Source organism: Bradyrhizobium sp. NBAIM03 (genome assembly GCF_020194055.1).
Classification (GTDB): Bacteria; Pseudomonadota; Alphaproteobacteria; order Rhizobiales; family Xanthobacteraceae; genus Bradyrhizobium; species Bradyrhizobium yuanmingense.
Map to the genome: position 1 here is coordinate 1 of NZ_JADYVS010000084.1, position 1,430 is coordinate 1,430.

Genomic DNA, 1,430 nt, shown 5'->3' on the forward strand with positions numbered 1-1,430 from the left:
GGGGATGTCCCGATCGCTGTTGAACTAGGTCGGATCGACGTTGCCGGAATGAATGTTACGCGGCCCTCGTGACGTGGGCAACGGGGTTGATCGTCATGCGATTGTGGCGAGCTTGAAGAGCCGCACGCAGAACCGACAATTGCTTATGCGCCTTCAATCGTCGGAAGCCCTTGTTGGCCTCGATCATGCCGGCCGCGACCCATCGCAAGGCCATACCGGCATCCCGCCAGCGTTTGACGTTGCGCGTGACGCGGCGAATGGTGCCCATCATGTTCTCGGCGATGTTGGTACAGGCGAGCGATCGACGAAGCTCCTTCGGCAACTTCAACCGGACGACGGTCAGGATTTCGTCGAGGCCTTCGAGGATGCTGGCCGCTACGCCGGGCCATTGCTGGTCGAGTCGACGCGCGAGATTGCGGATCAATTTTTCGGCCTTGTCGGCATCATCGAGCTCCCAGGCCTGGCGCAGCGCCCGACGGGTGGCCGCATGATGCTCTTTCGGCAGGCGTTCCATGATGTTGCGCGCCTTGTGGATCTGGCAGCGCTGGATCGCAGCGGCCGAACCGAAGGTGCGGCGGATCGCCTTCGACAACGCCTTCGCGCCGTCGGCGATGAACAGTCTTGGCACCGTCGGGTCGAGCCCGCGCGAGACCAGGTTGTCCAGCAGGGCCTGAACCGTTGCGGCATTCTCGGTCGCCCCTTCCACCAGCGCCAGCGGATGCTTGTTGCCTTCGCCGTCAACCCCGATCGCGGCGACCAGCACGAGATCGTCGCCGAGATGCAGCCCGTCGATTTGGACCACCAGAAGGTCGAGCGCGGACAGATCGGCAGCCATGAAGTCGGCCAGCCGCGCCGCCGACAGCGCTACGAACCTCCGCGAGGCCGCCGACTCCGAAACCCCCGATCCGGGCGGTGCCGGCACGTCACCCTCGGGCAGCCGGACAGCGCGGCCGAACCGGCGCGTCGACACATTGATCAGCATCAGGTTCATCGCCCAGCGACCGAGCCAGTCCTCCTGCGCCGCCGTTTCCCAGCTCGGGATCGTGACCTCGCGGCCGTCCACGCCCCGGACCCGCGGGCGCTCGACCTCGATCTTGCCGCCATGGAAACCGATCCGTCCGCGCGTTCGGCCCCAACGGTGCGCCCGCCGCGCCGCATCGCGACCGTGGCGCGGCCCGCAGGCCGCCGTCACATCCGCCTCCATCATCGTGCCGAGCGCCTCGATCCCCGCCGCAAGGCAGAACCGATCAAAGCTCGCCCGCACTTCCGCAAACGCTTCGTCCACAGCCCCAGTCGCCGGCGAACCAGCCGGTGTGATATCTCTCGTCATGGCGTTGCTCTCCTTTGTGGAATCAGCACCCCGAGCCTACCGGCTCAAGGTGAGCAACGCCGACCTCTTCAGAAATTCAACAGAACCCGGGACATCCCCC

General features: G+C 65.8%; 1 protein-coding gene. It reads right to left on the bottom strand.

Annotation, left to right across the window (positions count from 1 at the left end; all coding sequences use genetic code 11):
• Positions 1-55: 55 nt before the first annotated feature.
• Positions 56-1,330, bottom strand: a complete 1,275-nt coding sequence (locus I6F21_RS37490; protein WP_225184353.1) for an IS256 family transposase — start codon at positions 1,328-1,330, stop codon at positions 56-58.
• Between the last annotated feature and the right edge of the window lie 100 nt (positions 1,331-1,430).